The 20,116-nt window shown below is 50.0% G+C and carries 22 protein-coding genes; 5 read left to right on the forward strand and 17 right to left on the reverse strand.

All coding sequences use genetic code 11. The annotated features are described in order from the left end of the window. Nucleotides 1-176 precede the first annotated feature (176 nt). The 13 genes from ENN66_11025 to ENN66_11085 form a co-directional block, all read right to left on the reverse strand. Entirely contained in the window at nucleotides 177-1,337 is a 1,161-nt protein-coding gene (locus ENN66_11025; GenBank protein ID HDS17114.1) for a lipid-A-disaccharide synthase, read from the reverse strand. Next, nucleotides 1,334-2,305, reverse strand: a complete 972-nt coding sequence (locus tag ENN66_11030) for a Gfo/Idh/MocA family oxidoreductase (GenBank protein ID HDS17115.1) — start codon at nucleotides 2,303-2,305, stop codon at nucleotides 1,334-1,336. Before ENN66_11030 ends, ENN66_11025 begins: the two co-directional genes overlap by 4 nt. Then, nucleotides 2,290-3,072 carry an acyl-ACP--UDP-N-acetylglucosamine O-acyltransferase gene (locus ENN66_11035; GenBank protein HDS17116.1) on the reverse strand — a complete coding sequence of 261 codons (783 nt, stop codon included), beginning with the start codon at nucleotides 3,070-3,072 and terminating at the stop codon, nucleotides 2,290-2,292. Before ENN66_11035 ends, ENN66_11030 begins: the two co-directional genes overlap by 16 nt. A gap of 7 nt (nucleotides 3,073-3,079) precedes the next feature. After that, nucleotides 3,080-3,511: a 3-hydroxyacyl-ACP dehydratase FabZ gene (fabZ, locus tag ENN66_11040; protein ID HDS17117.1), complete on the reverse strand. Its 432-nt coding sequence runs from the start codon at nucleotides 3,509-3,511 to the stop codon at nucleotides 3,080-3,082. A gap of 23 nt (nucleotides 3,512-3,534) precedes the next feature. Beyond that, a complete protein-coding gene (locus ENN66_11045) occupies nucleotides 3,535-4,080 on the reverse strand; it encodes an OmpH family outer membrane protein (protein HDS17118.1) in 546 nt (181 codons plus the stop codon). A 233-nt stretch (nucleotides 4,081-4,313) separates the two neighbouring features. Further along, complete coding sequence (bamA, locus tag ENN66_11050) at nucleotides 4,314-6,638, reverse strand: outer membrane protein assembly factor BamA (protein HDS17119.1); 2,325 nt, start codon at nucleotides 6,636-6,638, stop codon at nucleotides 4,314-4,316. Nucleotides 6,639-6,698: 60 nt separating this feature from the next. Beyond that, the gene (locus ENN66_11055) at nucleotides 6,699-7,367 is read right to left on the reverse strand and encodes an ABC transporter ATP-binding protein (GenBank protein HDS17120.1); all 669 of its coding nucleotides are present in this window, start codon (nucleotides 7,365-7,367) and stop codon (nucleotides 6,699-6,701) included. Next, nucleotides 7,364-8,212, reverse strand: coding sequence for a cyclic nucleotide-binding domain-containing protein (locus ENN66_11060; protein HDS17121.1), 849 nt, complete (start codon nucleotides 8,210-8,212; stop codon nucleotides 7,364-7,366). The genes ENN66_11055 and ENN66_11060 overlap by 4 nt, the downstream gene beginning before the upstream one ends. A gap of 8 nt (nucleotides 8,213-8,220) precedes the next feature. Further along, the gene (locus tag ENN66_11065) at nucleotides 8,221-9,453 is read right to left on the reverse strand and encodes a lipoprotein-releasing ABC transporter permease subunit (protein HDS17122.1); all 1,233 of its coding nucleotides are present in this window, start codon (nucleotides 9,451-9,453) and stop codon (nucleotides 8,221-8,223) included. An 11-nt stretch (nucleotides 9,454-9,464) separates the two neighbouring features. After that, a complete protein-coding gene (gene lysS, locus ENN66_11070) occupies nucleotides 9,465-10,958 on the reverse strand; it encodes a lysine--tRNA ligase (protein ID HDS17123.1) in 1,494 nt (497 codons plus the stop codon). A gap of 55 nt (nucleotides 10,959-11,013) precedes the next feature. Then, on the reverse strand, nucleotides 11,014-11,784 hold the full coding sequence (locus ENN66_11075) for a tetratricopeptide repeat protein (protein ID HDS17124.1): 771 nt from the start codon (nucleotides 11,782-11,784) through the stop codon (nucleotides 11,014-11,016). Next, on the reverse strand, nucleotides 11,781-12,452 hold the full coding sequence (locus tag ENN66_11080; protein ID HDS17125.1) for a tetratricopeptide repeat protein: 672 nt from the start codon (nucleotides 12,450-12,452) through the stop codon (nucleotides 11,781-11,783). The genes ENN66_11075 and ENN66_11080 overlap by 4 nt, the downstream gene beginning before the upstream one ends. Before the next feature lie 405 nt (nucleotides 12,453-12,857). Beyond that, the gene (locus tag ENN66_11085) at nucleotides 12,858-13,379 is read right to left on the reverse strand and encodes a hypothetical protein (protein ID HDS17126.1); all 522 of its coding nucleotides are present in this window, start codon (nucleotides 13,377-13,379) and stop codon (nucleotides 12,858-12,860) included. A 48-nt stretch (nucleotides 13,380-13,427) separates the two neighbouring features. Between ENN66_11085 and kdsB the strand changes: the two genes are divergently transcribed. Genes kdsB through ENN66_11100 form a run of 3 tightly spaced genes read left to right on the forward strand, consistent with a single transcriptional unit; the run spans nucleotide 13,428 to nucleotide 15,107 of the window. Next, nucleotides 13,428-14,408 carry a 3-deoxy-manno-octulosonate cytidylyltransferase gene (gene kdsB / locus ENN66_11090; GenBank protein HDS17127.1) on the forward strand — a complete coding sequence of 327 codons (981 nt, stop codon included), beginning with the start codon at nucleotides 13,428-13,430 and terminating at the stop codon, nucleotides 14,406-14,408. Continuing rightward, entirely contained in the window at nucleotides 14,401-14,685 is a 285-nt protein-coding gene (locus tag ENN66_11095) for an HNH endonuclease (GenBank protein ID HDS17128.1), read from the forward strand. The genes kdsB and ENN66_11095 overlap by 8 nt, the downstream gene beginning before the upstream one ends. Continuing rightward, entirely contained in the window at nucleotides 14,685-15,107 is a 423-nt protein-coding gene (locus ENN66_11100; GenBank protein ID HDS17129.1) for a molybdenum cofactor biosynthesis protein MoaE, read from the forward strand. Before ENN66_11095 ends, ENN66_11100 begins: the two co-directional genes overlap by 1 nt. Before the next feature lie 31 nt (nucleotides 15,108-15,138). Here ENN66_11100 and ENN66_11105 read toward each other — a convergent pair whose 3' ends face one another. Both ENN66_11105 and ENN66_11110 read right to left on the reverse strand, forming a co-directional pair. Beyond that, nucleotides 15,139-15,567: a hypothetical protein gene (locus tag ENN66_11105; GenBank protein ID HDS17130.1), complete on the reverse strand. Its 429-nt coding sequence runs from the start codon at nucleotides 15,565-15,567 to the stop codon at nucleotides 15,139-15,141. A gap of 249 nt (nucleotides 15,568-15,816) precedes the next feature. Further along, complete coding sequence (locus tag ENN66_11110; protein HDS17131.1) at nucleotides 15,817-16,236, reverse strand: hypothetical protein; 420 nt, start codon at nucleotides 16,234-16,236, stop codon at nucleotides 15,817-15,819. A gap of 250 nt (nucleotides 16,237-16,486) precedes the next feature. Here ENN66_11110 and pyrF point away from each other — a divergent pair, with 250 nt between their 5' ends. Both pyrF and ENN66_11120 read left to right on the forward strand, forming a co-directional pair. Next, nucleotides 16,487-17,299, forward strand: a complete 813-nt coding sequence (gene pyrF, locus ENN66_11115) for an orotidine-5'-phosphate decarboxylase (protein ID HDS17132.1) — start codon at nucleotides 16,487-16,489, stop codon at nucleotides 17,297-17,299. 263 nt (nucleotides 17,300-17,562) lie between these two features. Further along, nucleotides 17,563-18,003 carry a hypothetical protein gene (locus tag ENN66_11120; protein HDS17133.1) on the forward strand — a complete coding sequence of 147 codons (441 nt, stop codon included), beginning with the start codon at nucleotides 17,563-17,565 and terminating at the stop codon, nucleotides 18,001-18,003. Between the two features lie 282 nt (nucleotides 18,004-18,285). Here ENN66_11120 and ispH read toward each other — a convergent pair whose 3' ends face one another. Next, nucleotides 18,286-19,155 (reverse strand): 4-hydroxy-3-methylbut-2-enyl diphosphate reductase, encoded by an 870-nt coding sequence (gene ispH, locus ENN66_11125; protein HDS17134.1) that lies wholly within the window; start codon nucleotides 19,153-19,155, stop codon nucleotides 18,286-18,288. Continuing rightward, entirely contained in the window at nucleotides 19,139-19,915 is a 777-nt protein-coding gene (locus ENN66_11130; protein ID HDS17135.1) for a (d)CMP kinase, read from the reverse strand. Before ENN66_11130 ends, ispH begins: the two co-directional genes overlap by 17 nt. Nucleotides 19,916-20,116 lie beyond the last annotated feature (201 nt).

A 20,116-nucleotide genomic window follows, 5' to 3' on the forward strand; every position in this document is an offset into this window, starting at 1 on the left:
AGCAAAAAATCAAACCGGCGGACTGAATAAGGAGCTTCGAAGCGAAAAACAACCAAGATTAGGTCGCTTATGGCCTCGAAATTCTCTGTAAATTAAAAAAAAACGCTTTGTCGCAACACCTTTTATTATCCAACTGGGTTTTATTCGCACCGGAAATTTTTCGTGAGAAGTCTATTTTATGGTTGCTGTCCAATTTCTTCACGCAAAAATTTACACAGGGCTTGAGCGGCTTTTTCGGAGGGGCTGGCGGAGGTACCAATACGCTCCAGTTTCTTCCGGACTGCCGCAAGTGCATGGCAGGTTTGTCGGTATTTGTTCGGGTGATCGAGGGTTTTGCGCAATTGTTCAACGATTGTTTCAGGGCGAGCTTTTCGCTGAATCAGCTCCGGGACAATTTCCCGGCCTGCAATCAGGTTGACAAGGCTGATAAAGGGTACCGAAATCAACCTGCGACCAAGCTGGTAAGAAAGTTCATTGACCCTGTAGATAACTACCATCGGAATTCCGGCCAGAGCGGTTTCCAGCGTGGCGGTACCAGAGGTCACCAAGGCAAAAGAGACTCCGGCAAGAACCTCGGTCAGAGGAACTTTTTGAATCGATACATGTTTGCGAAATGCCGTCGGAATCATCTTTTCAATGTCGCTGATGTCAATCGATGGAGCCACCGGAATGCGGAAATGGCTTTCGGGCTTTTCTCGCAGATAAAGTCTGGCTGCGCATATCATCAGAGGTAAGATTCGTCTTATTTCTCCTGGTCGACTGCCGGGAATCAAGGCAATGTCGGGACGTTCCTGCAGGGGAGGGAGATGAAAAGATTTGAACTGGTCAAGCAGTGGGTGGCCAACATATTCAACCTTGGTGACTTGGCGGCGCCGATAAAAATCTTCTTCAAAGGGAAGAATGACCAAGATCTTTTTTACCAGGCGCTGGATTTTATTGATGCGTCCCTGGCGCCAAGCCCAGATCTGGGGACTTATATAGTAAACTATCGGGATCCGCAAGCGCCGGGCAAAAGGGGCCACCAGGTTCAGATTGAAGTCGGGAAAATCAATCAGGATCAACAAATCAGGACGACTTGCGGCCAAATGCCGTCGAATGCTGCGGGCGCCGAGAATAATGTCACCCAAGCGACTTAACACCTCAAAAATTCCCACAACCGCCAGTCGTTTTGAGGAAAAAATCAGTTCAACCCCATTTTCCGCCATTTTCTCCCCGCCGATACCGGAAAGTCGGCAGGCCGGCAATAGTCGCCGTAAGGCTTTTGCCAGATTGGCACCATGCAGGTCACCTGAATCTTCACCGGCAACGATAACCAGATGGGGAGTTGGCTTCTTCATTGCCAGGTGCTGGATTGTATGCGGATGGCTTCCTTGATACGGGTTGCGGTTTCCAAGGCCGCCAAACCATCTTCACCGCTTACCGTAGGTCTGCGCCGCAGGCGAACGGCGGCAAGAAAATCCTCAATTTCAAGGCGCAGGTTGTCACTTTGCGGATATTTATGCTCTTCGGAAGTGATTTTGGGAAAGGGTTCCAGATAGTTACCCGCTTGCCGGCGGCAGATCGTAGTGCTGAAATTGCTGAAATCAAGAGAAAAGTATCCGTCAGGTTGAAAAATTCTGATCCTGCGTTCCCGGTGCAAGGATACCCGGCTGGCGGTCAGATTGGCGACCGCGCCGTTTGCAAAATTGACTCTGACATTGGCAATATCAATCTGCTCGGAAATTATCGGAACCCCGACCGCATTGAGGGTTGTAATCGGGCTTTTGACGATAGCCGCCAGAAGATCCAGATCGTGAATCATGAGGTCAAGAATTACATCGATATCGACACTGCGAAAGGTAAATGGCGAAAGGCGATGGATTTCGATGAAACGAGGGTTCAGTAACAGTGGCCGGGTATTGGTATAGGCTGGATTGAAACGCTCCAACAGGCCAACCTGTAAGACAGCGTCCTGCTTTTGGGCCAGAGCAATAAGTTTCCGGGCTTCATCGGTGGTGGTTGTGATTGGTTTTTCGATCAGGACATCGATTTTTTTCAGCAGCGCCTGGCGCGCCAGGGTGAAATGGGATGAGGTTGGGGTTGCAATGGAGACCGCCTGACAGTGGTCAAGGAGCTCATCAAGATTATTATATACCGGTGCCGATATCTTCTGGCCGATCTCCCGAGCCCGATCATGATCAAGATCGAAGATTCCAATCAGTTCAGCCTCATCGATCAGAGCATACTTTTCGGCGTGAAAAGCGCCCAGGTGGCCTACACCAATAACTCCGACTCTGAGTTTTTCAGGTTCTATTTTCTTCGACATACGCCCCGCTTTGATTGTTGGATGAAATTTATGATATGCCTGACTTCAGTGATATTTTCAATTTCGCTTTCAACCCGGGCAATGGCTTTGGTCAGAGACAGCCCGGTAGTGCGGAAAAGAATACGGTAAGTCTGGTTAAGGGTTCTGATGGTGTGTTTGTCGAAGTTGTGCCTTTTTAACCCCTCAACGTTAAGCCCATAAAGACGAGTGTGATTGCCATTCGCGAGGACAAAGGGAGGAATGTCCTGCGAAACTCCGGAGGCCCCGCCGATAAATGCGTAAGCGCCGATTCGACAGAATTGATGGATGGCGCTGAGTCCTCCGATAATGGCATGATCCTCAACTTCACTGTGACCGCCGAAAGTGGCCCCGTTTGAGAGAATAATATGGTTCCCAAACTGGCAATCATGGGCGATATGGGAATAAGCCATGATGAAATTGTGTGAACCGATGCGGGTAATTCCTCCTCCGTGGGCAGTGCCTCGGCTAATAGTCGCATATTCCCTGATAGTCGTATAGTCTCCGATAATAAGGTCGGAGGGGCCTTCCTGATGTTTGAGGTCCTGAGGATCGGTGCCGACCAGAGCGTAAGGGAAAATACGGCATGAGGTTCCGATAATGGTTTTTCCCTTAACGGTGGCGTGGTGATCGATGACGGAGTCACGTCCTATATTTACTTCACCTTCAATGACGGCATAGGGGCCGATTGTCACTCCCTCGGCGATTACGGCCTGCTTGGAGATGATAGCGCTTGGATGAATTGACATGTTAATATTATCCTATGCTGGCCATCATTTCAGCTTCGCTGACCAGATGGCCGTCAACTTCGGCCCGACCCTTGAACTTCCAGATATTGCGCCGCCGGTTAAGTAATTCCATGGTCATAATCAAGCTGTCTCCCGGTTTTACCGGTTTACGGAAGCGGGCTTTGTTAATGCTCATGAAAAAAACCTTGGTATCCGGATCCTCGGCAACCTTGAGCTGCAGTGTATGCAACGCAAAGATTCCTCCCGTCTGAGCCATGGCCTCAACGATTAAGACTCCGGGCATGACGGGAAAACCAGGGAAATGGCCGTTGAAAAAAGGTTCATTGATAGTAACGTTCTTGCATCCGACAATACTGTCTTCGGAGATTTCCAGAATCCTGTCAACCAGCAAAAACGGATAGCGATGAGGCAGATACTGCATGACCTGCTGAATATCCATGAAAGGGAGAGTCATATGCTAACCTATTTTTTCCCCTGGGCCTTGATCCACTGATCATAGGCTTTAATGAGGTCGTCGGTGACATCGAAAGTCTCATCGGCATAGATGATGCCGCTGCGTTTTTCCAGAATAAGCTGATACTTGCCATTTTTACCGAATTCAGCCGTCACTTCCTCAAGCTCTTTAAGCATCTTTTTCAGGAATTCTCCTTCCAGGGCTTTCATGTCTTTTTCTGAATCTGAAACAAAAATCTTAAAATCGCGGACCATCTTCTGGTAGTCACTTTCCTTCTCGGTTCTTTTCTCCGGACTCAGCATCATGCCTTGGCGTTCCAACTCATCCTTGACCACGGAAATTTCCGTCTGCTTGGCCTGCAGTTCGGTTCGAAGCTGATCTTGCTTCGCCTGTATTTTCTGGGTCGCCACTTGACCCTGGCTGGAAAGGGCCATGACCTTTTGCAGATCGATATAGCCGAATTTGAATGCCTGTTCCGCGGCGCTGACACCAGAGCTTGCGGCGAATAATAAAATGCAGATGGTTAATATGGCACTTAATACATTTTTTTTCATTTTTCCTACCCCCTAAATAATTTATGAGCCTTTAAGATTTGATGCGGGAGTGAGTCCCGCAACCTCAAAATAATGGCTAAGCCATCTTTTAAGGTCAATTTATATGATTCTGAAGCTTATGACCTTGAGACGTCAACCTCCTTATGTATAAAAAAACGGACCCGATATCATTCTTGACTTCGATTTGCTGATCGGTGTGTTGCTTTCAGGATGTAAGGTTCTTTAGGGAAAAATCAGAAGAAGGTTCCGACCGAGAAATCCCAGACACTGCTTTTTTCATCATCTTCAGGATTCAGGTTAAAACCCCATTCAATTCTTAATGGGCCCATCGGCGATTTCCAGCGAATTCCGAAACCGACGCTGTGGCGCAGATCAAAGCTTAAATTTTCGTCATGATCAAAAGCCTTGCCGGCATCGTAAAAAATTACCCCATTGAGGCCCATGTCCTTCAGTAAAGGGAAAATCCATTCGGCACTTAAGATCAGTTCCTTGGTCCCCCCGATAACATCGCCGTTTTCATCCTTCGGTCCGGCTTCGCCGAAATCAAAACCCCGAACCGTTTTCAAACCGCCGACGTAAAATCTTTCGTAAAGCGGTAATTCCTGACCGCCGTAGCCATCAGCATAGCCGAACAGACCCCAAAGATGAAAAGCACTGTCCCACTTAAAGGGATAGAATTTATGGCCTTCGATAATGATTTTATAAAAGTCATTATCAAAGCCCAGCGGTCCTCCGGCAAAGACCAGCGTCCCTTTGAGTTTATAACCCCTGGTCGGGAACAGATAGTTGTCACGCCTGTCCCGGATTAATGAAAAGTAGACCTGGCTGGTCGTTGTGGTTCCTTCCTCGTCCCGGATATAATCGGAGGCGGTTTCACTGATATTGAAAATTTTGACCTTCTCCCAGCGGTAACCGGCCGACCAGCTGGTATACTCATTGATTGGCTTTCCGAAGTGGAATCTTATACCCCGTTGCTTCGTGTCGTAGGCATCGTATTCATATTCCTCGTTGTAGATATTTAACCCTGAACTTATGTTCATATCAAGAAAATAGGGGTCGGTCAGGCCGATATTGTAAAATTGACGTGAACCGGAAAGTTCGACATTAAAAGTTGCATCCAGGCCTTTCCCCAGCCAGTTTTTTTGCGAGATGTTGGCAATTCCGATAATACTGTCAACCGTGCTGTAGCCCAGACCGACGCTGAAAGTTCCGGTCGGCCCCTCAACTACCTTGACCTTGACATCAATGGTATCATCATCATTTTGGATTGTCTGGAGATCGGCTTCCGAAAAAAATTGGGTATTGATGATACGTTCCCGGCTGCGTTTCAGGGCGGAGGCGCTGAACAGATCACCTTCGGCAAAACGCAGTTCACGGCGGATGACCTTGTCTCGGGTTTTCGTGTTGCCGGCGATGGCAATCCGTCCAAAATGAAATTTACTGCCCCGGTTGATGTGGTAAGCAATATCAACCTTTCTTTTTTCCGGATCAATATTGGTTTGCGGATCTATGTCGACATATGCATAACCGCGATCGGCAAAAAAGGTTGACAGGGTTTCAATGTCATTCTGGAGGCTGAGGTTGCTGAAGGTTTTTCCGCTCTTTCCCTGAAGAATTTTAACCAAATTATCGGTCAACTCAGATTCACTGTCTGGATCAACAATTTCTACCTTGCCCATTGAAAAAACTTCACCTTCATCAATGTCGAAGTCAAGGTAGATCCATTTTCGATTGTCATCCATGGTGACTTTGGGTTTGCTGATACGAACCTGAACGTAGCCCTCGCTTAAGTAAAATGATTTTAACAGCTTGGAGTCATTTTCGAGCTGATCTTTTTTCAGGACGCCGGCTTCAGTGGCCCAGCTCAGGAATAGATTGTAGGTTTTGCTTTGCAGCTGTCGCTTTAAAGTCCAGGCCCGGAAACTATGGTTGCCGTGAAAACGGATTTTTTTAATGTAGCATTTAGGGCCTTCGTCGATAATAAAAGCCACCTGAACCGTATTTTTGCCGGCGCTGACGGTTTTCGTTTTGATGCGAACCGAATAAAACCCTTTTTCATGATAGAACAGTTCCAGTTTCTCCCGACTTTCCTGCAGCCGTTCTTCACTGAGGATGCTGAAGGTATGCAAGGTTATTTCCTTGAGGAGATCTTTACGGGTAATCTTTTGGTTGCCTTTGATGAGAATCGCACTGATAGTCGGCTTTTCAATCACGATAACAGCAACTTCAACCCCGTTGTCGAGCTCTTTTAAATTGATCATCAGGTTCTCAAAAAAACCGAGGCTGAAAAGGTCTTTGAGATCCTTGTCCAGGGTAACTGGCGAGAGGGGAGCCCCGATTTTGGTGCTCATTTTGTCGATTATGGTATCCCTGGTCACCTTCTGGTTGCCGAGGATGACAATCGCGGTCACCGGTTTGTCTGTAAACGGATCGTCGCTGGCTGAAAACACTGGGGAGACGCCAGAAATAATGGAAAAAAGGCCCCAGAAGAGAAGGATTGCAGGCAGATATAGATATGGGCCGGGCGCCGAGCGACGATTAATTAGTTTGCTTTTCATACAGTGATAATTTTTCCGGCGGTGATAGTTTTTTCGGGCAAATTCCGGGCTGAAAATAAATCAGCTTTTCTGAAGCCTGCCATTGTCCATAAAAAAAATACGATCCATGCGCTGCGCCAGACGTTGACTGTGAGTAACCAGCAACAGGGTCGTATTAAACTCTTGGTTGCACTCCAGCAGCAAATCGGTGATTTCATCACTGGTAGTCGAGTCAAGGTTGCCGGTTGGCTCATCGGCCAGCACGGCTCTGGGTTGCATGATCAGTGCCCGGGCCAGAGCTACGCGCTGTTGTTCACCTCCGGACAATTCTCCAGGCTTATGCTTGAGGCGTTTCCGCAGGCCTACCTGTTCAAGTAGCCGAGTGGCTTTTTGTTTTGCTTCAGAGTTGCAGCTGCCGTAGATCAGGGCCGGGGTCATAACATTTTCGAGGGCACTGAATTCCGGCAGTAGGTGATGGAACTGAAAAACAAAACCCAGAGCCGTGTTTCGCCAGCGGGCCAGCTTGAACTCGGAGAGAGAAAAGATGTTGATCCCCTCAAAGAGAAGGACGCCGCTGCTCGGTTTATCCAGTGCTCCGATGATCTGCAGCAGGGTGCTTTTCCCGGCTCCGGATTCGCCGCAGATCGCAATTCGCTCACCCTCCTTGATCTCGAAATCGATTTCTCTTAAAATCTGGATTTCCTGTTTGTCGAGGAAAAAGCTTTTGCTTAAGGCGTTTGCTTTGATCATTTTTCTGTCCCTGTAGTTTCCGCGAAAACGGGAGCAGAACAGGCTTTTGTGGGCGCAAGGTGAGCGATTCTTTTTTGTAACAGGTCCTGTTTCCTGGATCTGTAAACATGAATCATGCGAGTTAATAATTCAGGAAAATGAACTGCCAGACGATCCAGGTCGCAACGGGTCAAGGTCGCGATCCAGCTTCTTGCAAGGGTCCTGATGGAAGCATTGGCGGCTTCTCCGGTCAACAGGGAGAATTCACCGAAAAAGGAACCCGACGCCAGGGTGATAATTGGCAATTTTGTGTTTTCGTCTGAGCCTTTGCAGTAGACCTCAACCAGTTCTTCGAGAATGACATACAGGGTTTGGTTGCTTTCTCCTTCATGGAGGAGAACCAAGTCTGGCGCAAAATTCTTTATTTGGAAGAGTCCTGCTATCTGCTTCAATCTGGCAAGCTGATCAGTTTCGCTGAAGTCAAAAAGGGGATGCAGGGCTTTTCCCAGAATTCGGAGCTGGTCTGATTCCTGTTCCGGATTGCTGCGCCTGTGATCTTGCTCCAGTTGCCGGGCTTCTTCCGCCAGCCCCTGGTTGTGGTAAAGACTGGCCAGCAGGGTCAGAGCCAGGCTGTTTCCCGGCGCGGCCTTTAAAATGAGTTTGTAAACCGCCGCCGCCTTGCCGAGTTTGCCGATCAGAACCATCTCGGTAGCCGCTTTAAAGTAGGTTTCAAGGCCTTCGGCAAGCTTGCCGAGCCGGAGCTGTGAACGACCCCGGTTGACCAGTTGCTGCAGACTTTCTTCTTTTTGGATTGAACTGTTCAAGGAACCAAAAGCCTGTCTGCCTGTCTGGTGGTCGTCTGACATAAGGTTTCCTATTCATAGCGCAGGGCTTCTGCTGGCAGCAACCGGGAAGCTCGATAAGAAGGGTAAAGCGTCGCAATAAATGAGAGCAGCAGTGACAGGCCCGCGGTTATGGCCATATGGATAACTTTGAGATCTACCGGTAATGAGGTTTCAAAATAGTAGACATCGCCAGGGAGGGTAATAAAATCGTATCTTTTCAGAATTGCACAGAGAGATAAAGCTCCCAGCAGACCGATAAGGGTTCCGGCCGATCCGATCAGCATCCCCTCCCAGATAAAAATTTTCATAATTCGGCGGGCGCTCAGGCCCATGGTCTTCAGTATGGCGATTTCCTTATGCTTTTCCATGACCACCATGATCAGGGTTGAAATGATGTTGAAAGCCGCCACCATGATGATCAGGGCCAGAATTATAAACATGGTTACCCTCTCCAGTTTGAGGGCCGCGAAAAGGTTGCGGTTCATGCTGATCCAGTCACGGGCCCAGTAGGGATAGGAGATCTTCTGGCGGATTTTTTCAGCTACCGCTTCGGCGTTGTAGATCTGATCGGTTTCAACCGCGATCCCGCTGACCTGATTCGGCAGGCCGAAAAAGGTTTGCGCGGCTTTCATATCGATATAAGCCAGAGCTGAATCGTATTGATACATGCCTGAGGTATAAGTCCCGATAACCGTAAAACGTTGCATTCTCGGGACCAGTCCCAGCGGCGTCACCGCTCCTCCGGGGGCGATCAGACGCAGGCTGGAACCAGCCTTGACCTCCAGATTTTTGGCCAGCTCGCTGCCGAGAATGATTTCCGGGGTGGTGGAAGATACCATTTTCGGGCAGGAAAAAAATTTTCCGCTGTCGATCATCAGTTCGATTTTTTTACTTAAGGGGTCCTTTTCGTAATCAATTCCCCGGATCCCAGCCCCGCTGACCTGGCGGCCGTGGGTCAGCATCGCCTGATTCAGAATAAACGGGGTTGCCTGTTTGACCTCCTTGATTTGCCTGATGGTTTCCGCTAAGTTCTCGTAGTCGTCGATCGCTCCGCCATATTTCATGACCATGATATGAGAAGTATTGCCGAGAATCTTTTTTTTCAACTCGTTTTCAAAGCCGCTCATGACCGCGATGACCACGATCAGGGCGGTAACCCCGAGGGCTATCCCGAGAATCGAGATCAGTGAAATCAGCGAAATGAAAACCTGCTTACGTCGGGCCAGAAGATGGCGCAGGGCGACGAATAACTCGAAACGCAAATCCACCGCCTCTATTGTTCAGGTTTAAGCAGGGGAAAAAGGATTACGTCCCGGATCGAGGCGGCATCGGTAAATAACATTACCAAGCGGTCGATGCCAATGCCTTCACCGGCAGTTGGCGGCAGACCGTACTCCAGGGCTCGGAGGTAATCGGCGTCGAATTGATGGGCCTCGGTATCGCCGACGACCTTTTCTCGGAGTTGTTGTTCAAAACGTTCTTTCTGGTCAATGGGGTCGTTCAGTTCGGAGAAGGCATTGGCTATTTCCCGGCCGGCAATAAAGAGCTCGAAGCGGTCGGTGACTTCCGGGTTGCTGTCGTTGCGACGTGAAAGCGGGGAAATGGCTACTGGGTAGTCAGTGATAAAGGTCGGTTGGATGAGCTGGCTTTCAACCTTTTCATCGAATATTTTCATCAGACATTTGGCCTGGCTCACTTTTTCCTGAGGCGCCATTTCCAGACCCAGCTGATCGAGCTGGGCATGAAGATTCTCAAGGGAATTTAGACTTTGGTGATCAATGCCGGTATATTTTTCTATGGCCTCGATGACGGTCAGATGGTCCCAGGGTGGACTGAGGCTGATTTCCATTCCCTGGTAGCTGAGTCTTTCTCCTCCTTTAATGGCTCGGCAGAGGGAAACAAACAGCTCTTCAGTAATACTCATCAGATCAAGGTAGGTGGCATAAGCCTGATAAAATTCAATCATGGTAAACTCAGGATTGTGCTTGATTGAAATCCCCTCGTTGCGGAAATTGCGATTGATTTCGAAAACCCTTTCAAACCCACCGACAACCAATCTTTTGAGGTATAGCTCCGGAGCAATCCGCAGGTTCAAATCAAGGTTTAAAGCATTATGATGGGTTGTGAATGGGCGGGCTGTAGCCCCGCCGGCCACGGCCTGCATCATCGGGGTTTCGACCTCAAGGTAGTCTTTCTCCTTGAAGAAGGCACGAATAAAATCAATTATTCGGGTTCTGGTGATGAAGGTCTCACGGACCTCACGATTGACGATCAGATCGACATAGCGTTGCCGGTAGCGGGTCTCGATGTCTTTGAGGCCATGCCATTTTTCCGGCAGGGGGCGCAGGGATTTAGTCAGGAGTTTGATTTCGGCGGCCATTACCGTTATTTCTCCGGTTTTGGTTTTGAAAACCGTGCCTTTGATTCCCACGGTGTCGCCGATGTCGAGGAGTTTAAAGATCTGGTAGCCTTGATCACCAAGCAGGTTTTTGCGGATATAAATTTGGATTTTGGCGCTGCGATCCTGAAGATGGGCGAAGGCGGCTTTGCCGAAATGGCGCAGTGAAACTATGCGTCCCGCGATTAATACCGGAATCGCGCTCTCATCTAACGCTTCAGTCGCGAGAGCCTGGTATTCGTCAAGGATGGCGGCAGCCGTGGCCGAAGGGGTAAAGTCGTTGGCAAAGGGATTAACTCCCAGTTCTTTGAGCTGATCAATTTTTTTCAGGCGTTGTTGCCGTAAGCTGTTGTCATTATCCAGGTTCATCTTTTGAGTTACCTTGTCTGATTTAATTTAAGCCGGCTTCCAGTCTTCGCGACAATCAACGGTATTTCCCCAGGGCCTCGAGCTCGGCTGCGGCTTCATCGGCAAAAAGGCCTCGAGGTTGCAGTTTGAGCACCTCGTCAAAAGCGGCGGCGGCCTCGGCTGATTCACCAAGAGCTCGGGCGATTTTCGCTTTTCTCAGCCAGACTCCGGGATGGGTGGGTGATAAGATCCTGGCCTGCTCAATTTCCAGGGCCGCCGCCTCAAATCTATTCAGATCAAAGTAGAGCCGGCTCAGTTCATAATGTGAAGGAAAATAATCGGCTTTTATGGCGAGCGCCTTCTGATAGCATGCCAGGGCCTGTTCAGGTTTACCTTGAAGTTGGTATAGGTAACCCAACTGATGAAAAGCTTTTTCCGGAGTTCGGTAAAGGGGATTGCCGGCGGCTTTAGCCAAGGCTTTTTCGGCTTCGGCATAGTGCTTCTGCTGGGTGTAGACGGCTCCCAGGGTGTTGTGAGCCTCGGCATATTCCGGGTCAATCGCCAAGGCGGCCTGCAGGGCCGGTACGGCATCCGCAGGATGATTTTCGGCTAGAGCGACAATGGCTTCGATATAAAAGATTCGTTTATCTTCGATGCCGCTCGTCTTTATCCGGGCCAGTTTTTCCTTAAGCTGCTGGTAATCGTGAGCTGCGAAAGCCATCAGCAGGTCTTCATAGGTCTCCTCCGCTAACCGCTGAGGCTCGGTCGAGCTGGGAGCATGACCGCAGGAGAGCAGAAACGAAAGTAAAAAAAAAGCGGTCAATTTTCGCACTGAAGTTTTTTTCATGCTTGGTTCCGCAGGGTGAGCAGCCTTTCTTCGGCCCAGGGTTTGAAAACCGAGTTTTGCAACCGTTGAATCATATTGTCATAATTTGCTGCCGCTTTTTCCACCTGACCGTTTTTTTCATAACTCAAACCCAGAAGAATATAGAGATCCTCGGTAATAAATGAGCGCTGGCTTTGTAGTTGTTCCAGGATTGAAATGGCGGAGGTATAATTTTTTTCTTCAAATGCAATTATGGCCAGGGAAAAATCCTCCAGATCCCGAATCCGGCGGTTGCTGTTCTTTCTTTTTCCTTGGTAAAAGGTAACCGCTTCCTGATGTTGGCCGGAACGGTATTTAAGATTTCCGCTTAAATACTCGGCCAGCGGCCGGGCGGAGCTGCTGGCGTAGGTGGTGATGATGGATTGCAATTTCTGCTCTACGGTGGCGTTCGGGGCGGAACTGGCCAAGGCGTAAAGCGCTTGGTTGAGTAAATTTTTGGCCTTTTGCTCAGTGCTGCATTTGTACCAGTATGCCCCAATAGCTGTGGCCAAAAGCGCGATCACAATGATTGATGTTAGGGTGATGATTCTGCGGTAATGGCTGATGTAACTCAGAGTTGAATAGGTTGTTTTGATAAAGACATCTGGTTCCCGCAGTTCCCTGCGGACGGAAATTTTCCCTTTTGACATTTGTTGGTATCCTTTATGTAAGCAATGACTATAATTGTTCCGCTCGGAAGATGCAGAAAGAACCGCTTGCGCTTGTCGCAATGCCCCTGAACCGACGCCGCCGTGATTATGAATAAAAACTAATAAATACTGGAAAAGCAAGTGTTTGCGAAACTTGGTTACTTAACATATGAAAAAAAATGAATCAATGAAAAAGCAGAGTGGTGGATAAAAACATCACCTGCAAAAAAACTTGTGATAGTCTGTCTGTCTGAGTGTGCTGTCGGAGACCGGCTATGAGCGAGGTCGTTTTAGCCAAGAATAGAAAGCCCAACATTAAACACTTTAATGTTGGGCTTTGACTTTCGCAGCCATTGCCAGCCGCCGGAAGGAATCTGATCCTGGTGACGTCTGGTTTATGAGCCGTTAAGCTTTGGCCGGCTCTTCTTTGTTGTCGGTTGCGGTTTTTTTTGATGCAGCTCGCGACTTCGTGGATTTTGCCCGAGTCGTGGTCTCGGCGTCAGGTTTTGCATCGCCAGCGCCGGTTGTCGTCGAAGGGTTTTCCGGTGCGGCCGGCGGGGAGTCAGCGACAGTTGCCGCAGGCTCCTGCGGGTCGGCTGCCGGAGAAGTTGAATCTTCGATTCGACAGCTGTGGCGACAGGTATCATTCACAGGTGGGGCCTCAGCCTTTATTTCATTGATTTCATCAATGATCATTTCCTGTTCTTGATCAAGGTCGGCGATAGTCAGAAGTAATTGGGAAATCTCGTCTTTTTCCCAGATGTCTTCATCCTGTTGCAGGGCCTTGAAGATGTATACTCTCTCTCCCAGGTGGCGCAGCTGCTGTTTGCGGCGGTTACTGATGGCCATCAGTTTGACTTTGCGGCTCGCTAGTCTGCACAATTTGCCCATCTGGTAACTGAAGCCCTTCATTGTGACATTGCCCATACCTTCCTCCTGAAGTATATTTTGCCGGTATAGCTAGTGAAAACAGCTATGCTTGTCAAGTTTTTTTTTATTTTTCAGTTGTTTTTTATTTTTATCCGTGTTGATATATCTTATCGGGGGAACGCTTTTGAAGGTTTTACTAAAACTATGCGGTGCCATGAGCGCCGTCGCAGTGAATTCAGGTTTTTGGAAGAGGTTGGTTCGGGCCGGACAAGAAGGGTGGATTTTATGGCAGTAAATGAAGAGGTCTGGGTGGTTATTCCAGCCCGTTACCAGGCTCGGCGTTTTCCAGGAAAATCTCTGGCTTTGTTGTGTGGCAAGGCGATGGTGCTCTGGGTTCTGGAGGCTTGCCGGGCGGCCCGTCTGCCTGACCAGGTGGTGGTGGCCACCGATGATAGGAGGATTGCCGAGACGGTTGAAGCGGCTGGAGGACGGGTCGTGATGACTGCTTCTTCGCATCCAAGCGGTACGGCTCGTTTGGCTGAGGTTGCGCATAGGCATCCTGAAGTCAAATGGTTTATTAATGTTCAGGGCGATGAACCGGGGATTGAGCCCGGTCTCGTGGATCGGGTTATTCGGCGTCTCCAAGAACGGAGTGACCCCGGCCTGGTGGTTTCGGCGGCCGCTGAACTTCAGCAGAAGATTGATTACCATTCGCCTCATGTGGTTAAGGTGGTTTTCGATTTTGTTGGAAAGGCTCTCTATTTTTCACGTTCCGCAATCCCTTTTTACCAGGATCTGGAAGTCGCCTGCCGGGGGTTTCAGGGTGGTTGTCCGGGAGTGTATCAGCATCTTGGGGTTTACGGCTATAGTGGCGAGTTTTTACGCAATCTGCAACATCTGCGTCCCGGGGTACTGGCGGGGGCCGAGAACCTGGAGCAGCTGAACTGGCTGGAAAACGGGGTGCCGATCGAGATTCTGACCTGCGCTTCAGCCTGGGGAGGAATCGATACCCCTGAGGAACTGGAACGGCTGGCCGCAAAATGGTCTGAAAATAACCGTGGATTTGTTGGCGAACGGTATGAATGACTGGATTGAAATCGAAAACGACAGCCATCATGTTCGTCGGGAACGGGAAAAAGCCCGGCAGCTGAGGGCTAGTCATTTCTGGCAGAGGCTTGTCCAGGAAGGGATTTGTCATTACTGCGAAAGGCGTTTTGCTCCGACCGAGCTGACCATGGATCATGTGGTGCCGTTATCCCGGGGGGGGCGCAGTGTTAAGGGAAATGTGGTGGTCTGCTGTAAGGATTGTAATAATCGTAAACGTTATAAGACCCCGGTCGAAATAATTCTGGAGGATTTGTGATGGGGCATGCAGGTCTGGGGCCTGAGATCGAAGCTGTGGTTTCAGCAAAACCTTTTTCCGTCGCGGAGCAGTATGCGCGGTTTATTGGCAGGGAAAGTGTTGCTACCGGGACCGTGGTTATGCATCACGGGCGAGTCAAGATTCCCGGCAAGGTTCTGTCGGAGTTCGCGGCAGTCATTCTGGAGGCCTTGGTCGAAGATGTCGTTGACGGATTGCGCCTGATTGCCGGAGAAGCCGCCTGGAATTTCCAGCTGCATCGGATTCTGGTGATACATCGCCTTGGCCGAGTCGGTCCTGGCGATGATGTCCTCCTGGTGGTCTGTTCCGCGGCCACCCGTCGTGAAGCTTTTGCCGCCTGTTCCTGGTTGGTCGACGAAATCAAGAAGGAACATTTGATTCGTCTTCAGGAACTTCCCGGCTGATGCTACTTATTGATAGTCCGCAGCCCGAAGTTTAAAACGCGCCCAGCTGACAAGGGGAAATCTTAAGGTTCAGGGTATTGCAGGCGCGGCCGATATCAATTTTGGCGTAACCGTTGTCGGCCGCGAGTTTCCAGGCCTGAAGACAGCTGAGGTGATGGTCCCTACTTTCAGTCAGCAGGAGACGGGTTAACTTCGGGCTGGGTTCATTCGTGGGTGGTGGGTTTTTCCCTTTATGACCGAAAAGGCCGAGCTGGCAGCCGGTTAGGCGGATTTCCAGGAGATCGGCAGCCCGGCCGATGGCGGCCGGGCTTAGATGATTGAGTTGCGCCAGCCGGTGGGCCTGAGCACAGCTTAGGCGGTTGTCTTTTGCGCTTTCATTGAGTGCTTCTCGCAGTGTTTCCGGAAGTTCTCGGTCGTTGCCGTGTTTGGCGGCGTAATGGCTGGCATCATGATGGGTCATGGTTGTTTTCCTGGCCTTGAGAAGCTTGGTCGGCTTTTGGTTGAGCGGAGGTTTTGGGGGGAAAATTCGTATCTGTCACCTGACAGGAGGGCTTCATTCAGGTCGAGATTCCCAGACGGGGCAGAATGTGGGCCTGAAGTAAATACCAGATGATTATAATGCCTAAAAAAATCAGGATGTCTTTCATCGCGTCTTCCTTGATGTCACTGTCGCCGTTGCGGTCGTTGGCTTCATGTTATGAGAGCTATGTTAATCAACTTTGAATGTTTTAAGTTCCTGACGCCCCCATTCCAAGGCCCGACTGTGCGCATTGAAGAACAGGTCAAGCCTGTTCTTGCCTTTAATGGCTGAACCACGATCCTCAACAATGCCAAAGCCGTAGCCTGGAATATAGAAACGGGTGCCGAACGGATAATAATTGGTATCGGCTGCCAGGGTTCCATCATGGGGAAACCAAAGCCAGGGGAACACGATATACCAAGGTCTGCGGAACAGGCCGGGGTTGGGTTCTCGGGGTTGTGTGCCGCTGGCGGTGAGGCCGCTATACCGAAAACCACGGTTCTTGCCGCTACTGATGTAGCGGTTCCAGAAATCGAGTTTCAGGTATTTCCAGCTGCCTCTTTCCCAGCCGCAGCACTGGCTGCAACCACAATAGGCGGTTGTTTCCATGGTCAGCGGTTGACTGCGGCCGCTACAGCTTGCAAGGATCAGGAGGATCAGAAGTACAGACAGGTAAAAAGTCCGTCCCGGCAAAAGCCGCGTGATTTTTTTCTGCGTGCGCAAAATAGTTTCCAGAAAAAATAATATGTTGAGAGGTCGGAATTCTTTTGTGGTAACCGGTTTGTTCGTTTACCCTGTTTACAGCCCGGACTTCGCCTGAAGCAGGCTGAAATACTATTTGCAGAAACTGGATTATAGCATGAATTTTATCAAAAAACTTGAACTGGCGCAAAGAAAAAATAATTCTCTGCTTTGTGTCGGTCTGGATCCTGCGCCGGAACGGCTGCCAGGGGTCTGTCGGCGGAAGACTCAGCCTCTGCTGGCGTTCAATCGTGATTTGATTGATGCCACCGCTGATCTGGTCTGTGCTTACAAGCCACAGATTGCTTATTATGCCGCTTGTGGGGCTGAGGCCGAACTGGCCGCAACTATCGCTTACATAAAGGATTGTTATCCGGAAATTCCGGTCATTCTGGACGCCAAGCGGGGCGATATCGGCAGCACTGCGGAGATGTACGCCCTCGAAGCCTTTATACGCTATCAGGCTGATGCGGTAACTGTCAATCCCTATCTGGGTGGTGATTCTCTGCAGCCCTTTCTTGCGTACCGGGAAAAAGGGGTTGTGATTCTTTGCCGAACCTCAAATCCCGGTGGCATCGAATTGCAGGGACTGCTGGTTGATGGGCAGCCTCTATATCTGAAGATTGCCGCTCTGGCGGCTTCCGACTGGAACCAAAATCATAACATTCTGTTGGTTGTGGGCGCGACCTGGCCGAGTGAGCTTGCTCAGGTAAGAAAGCTTGTGGGAGATATGCCGCTGTTGGTCCCTGGGGTTGGAGCTCAGGGGGGTGATTTGCAGGCGGTCATGGAAACCGGTCTTGATTCTCGTCGAGCCGGACTGGTTATTAATTCTTCTCGAGGAATTATTTATGCCGGCAAGGAAGATGATTTTGCCGACAAGGCCCGTGCGGCAGCCCTTGATTTGCGTGAACAAATCAATCTTTATCGCTAGTTGGAAATCGGTGTTTTGCTCGGGAGTGAGCATGGAAAGGTTCCTTGTTGTCAGGTTCCGGCGTGAATAAAGCTCGGCCAGAGTTGGCGGTCGGAGTTGAAGGAGGGATGGCGGCAAACCTGTCCAGCCAGTTCGGTAAGGCTTTCGACTTTACTGCTTGACAGAGCCATTTTTAGCTGGTAAATAGTACTAAAAAGATGATGTTTGTCTTTTGTCCAATGCTTCTCGCAAGCAAAATTTTAACTTGGCTCAAGGAGTTTATCATGTGCGTAGAGATTAAACATCAGTGTTCGGGCGGGCATCAGACGGCTCAATTCAGCAATCTTGACAATATCTTACCGGCTGTGGTTATTAATCGGGTGTATTGTCCGCAGTGTGAGGATAAACCGGTTTTTAACGAGTTTTCAATGCTTGCGGATAACGGCTGGTTGATTGAATACGATATGGAGCTGGCGACCTATCTACTCGGGAAAAAAGGCATTGACAAAAAACTTGTGACCCCGGAATATGTGTTTGACAATCGTTATGCAACCTGGCAGGGCATGTCGCCGACCGATCTTGAAGAAAGTCTCAGGGAACGCCAGGAGATTGTGGCTCTGGCCAAGGTTGACGGGAAAAAGTATGTAGAAACCTTTAAAAGCTGGAGTATCAGCCGGATGAAAGCTTTTGCTGCGGCCGGTTGGCGCAAAGCCCAGTCGGCATAGTCGATGAAATCTCTTTGGTAGGGCTTTTTCCCTTTTCCTGAAGCCAGCGTGTTCGGTTTATCCCCGGGGCGCTGGCTTTTTCCAGTGCCTACAGGCTCTGTCTTGTTTTTTTTCAACCGCAAAAACAAGCGCATATTCTGATAAGAACACTTATTTGTTACCAATGGAAATGCCTTTAGGTACGGGCCGCAAGACCCCTTTGGGTCGCGGGGCTCGCTCCCGCATTAGGGTACAAATTTATTTGCGGTCAGGTAGGGTGTCTTGGGGGAGGTAAGATTCGCATTACGATATCGTCTTCAGTTTTTGGCAGACTTCGTCAATCAGCCATTGCGGAGTGGAGGCCCCGGCGCTGATCCCAATTTTTCGTTTATTTTTGAACCATTTCGGACGCAGATCGGCTGCGGTTTCGATATGGTATGAAGATGTCTGTTTTTCCCGGCAGAGCGCAAAGAGACGGTTGGTGTTAGCGCTGTTACGACCGCCGATGACGAGCATCAGATCGCAGCCTTCAGCCAGGTCTAGAGCCTCGCTTTGCCGGTCGTTGGTTGCGGTGCAGATGGTGTTAAAACAGCGCAGCTCTCCTTTGCGGGCCAGTAGGGCGCTGCTGATTTCATGGTAGACCTGCTGCGTTTGGGTGGTTTGTGCGAGCAGGGCGATACGTGACGGTTTCGCACGGCTGAGCAGCTCTTCCGGAAGATCATCCGGGCGGGAGATGACCAGGGTCGTTTCCGGCCTGCCGTAGCTGATCAGGCCGGTTACTTCAGGGTGTTCAGGTTCGCCGATAATAATAACAAGATAACCGTCGGCACTCATCTGAGCGACAATTTCCTGGGCCCGGCGTACGAAAGGACAGGTGGCGTCGACGATCGTCAGGTTCGGTTGTTCCTGTAATTGCTGCGCCAACTGGCGGGTAATGCCGTGCGAGCGGATAATCACGACCCCAGGGTCAAGCTCGTCGATTGAATTAACCTGGGCGACTCCCATTTCAGTCAGTTGAGTGACTACCTGAGGGTTGTGAATGATCGGTCCCAGGGTTCTGATTTTCAGGCCTGGATACTTTTGGGGAGCTTCTTCAGCCAGGTTGACGGCCCGGCGGACTCCGAAACAAAAACCTGCCGTGCCCGCAACCTTGAGCTCAAATCTTGCGTTCATAAAACCTCTCCCGGTAAAGAGAAATGATTATCTGGCAGACCTCTTCTATATGGAGTTGGGTGGTGTCGATCAAGACCGCGTCCGGCGCTTTTTGCAGAGGCGCCTCGGTTCTGGAACTGTCAGCCAGATCGCGTCCGGCGATGGCCGTGGTAACCCGTTGCAGATCAATGTTGTTTTTTTCTTTTTGCTCCAGGTAACGGCGTTGCGCGCGGGTTGCCAAATCGGCATCCAGATAGATCTTGAGGTCGGCCGCCGGGAAGATTACGGTGCCGGCGTCACGTCCATCAATAATTGAACTCTGTTGTGAAGCGGTGGCTCGCTGCAGAGGAAGCAGGGCGCAACGAACCTCGGGATGCCGTGAGACAGCTGAAGCGGCCTGGTCAATAGCCGGTGTCCGAATGGCGGCGGTGACTTCATGCCCGTTGCAAAAAACCAGATTTTCTCCGTCTTTTGCGCGAAAGCGGATCTGGATTCTGTCGAGCAGAGGTTGCAGTGCTTTGCCGTCATTAAGGTCAAGGCCGGTCTGGAGAGCCGCCCAGCCTACGCAACGGTACATAGCTCCGGTATCAATGTAGGCGAAGTCGAGGGCGGCGGCTATTTTACGACTGATCGTGCTCTTGCCGGCTCCGGAGGGTCCGTCGATGGTGATCAGGAAGTTTTTTTTGATTTTGATCATGGTCCGGTCCGGAATTGGGTGGTTAAAAGAAAGAGAAGTTAATTCTGATCGACAGGTGCTTCGGCTGCGATGTTGGCCGCTCATCTAAAACTGGTCAGGATTGAGGGGAAGATGTTTTTAGCAGAAACAAAATCCGATTTTATCTCACAGACCATTTTCGGTTTGAAAAAAAACAGAAAATGGTCTGTGAGGGTACACTGGTATGCGGCCAACGCAAGAATCTTTAGTTGCGGGCCTCCGAAGCCATTTGGGGCTTGCGGGACTTGCTTTCGTTTTAGGATTTAA

Source organism: Pseudomonadota bacterium (genome assembly GCA_011049115.1).
GTDB lineage: Bacteria > Desulfobacterota > Anaeroferrophillalia > Anaeroferrophillales > Tharpellaceae > DSCM01.